This window comes from Pseudomonas brassicacearum (assembly GCF_003732265.1).
In the GTDB taxonomy this organism is placed as follows: domain Bacteria; phylum Pseudomonadota; class Gammaproteobacteria; order Pseudomonadales; family Pseudomonadaceae; genus Aquipseudomonas; species Aquipseudomonas brassicacearum_D.
The window spans coordinates 1-617 of record NZ_MOBK01000356.1; the positions used below are offsets into that span (position 1 = coordinate 1).

The 617-nt window shown below is 59.2% G+C and carries 1 pseudogene; it reads left to right on the forward strand.

The annotated features are described in order from the left end of the window. A pseudogene (locus BK660_RS31690) lies at positions 1-617 on the forward strand (DNA polymerase III subunit alpha); the annotation flags it as partial.

Here is a 617-nt window from a genome sequence, read left to right on the forward strand (position 1 = left end):
AGAACAACGGCGTACCGGTAGGTCCCGGCCGTGGGTCGGGTGCCGGATCGCTGGTGGCCTACGTGCAGAAGATCACCGACCTCGACCCGCTGGAATACGACCTGCTGTTCGAACGTTTCCTTAACCCGGAACGGGTATCGATGCCCGATTTCGACGTCGACTTCTGCATGGACGGTCGTGACCGTGTGATCGACTACGTGGCCGAGAAGTACGGCCGCAACGCGGTAAGCCAGATCATCACTTTCGGTTCCATGGCCGCCAAGGCTGTGGTGCGCGACGTGGCGCGGGTACAGGGCAAGTCTTACGGTCTGGCCGATCGTCTGTCGAAGATGATTCCGTTCGAAGTCGGCATGACCCTCGAGAAAGCCTACGAGCAGGAAGAGATCCTCCGTGACTTCGTCAAAGTTGATGAAGAGGCTGCGGAAATCTGGGAGATGGCGCGCAAGCTCGAAGGCGTGGTGCGTAACGTCGGTAAACACGCCGGTGGTGTGGTTATCGCACCGACCAAACTGACTGACTTCTCGCCGATCTATTGCGACGAGGCCGGTGACGGTCTGGTAACCCAGTTCGACAAGGACGACGTTGAAGCGGCCGGTCTGGTGAAGTTCGACTTCCTC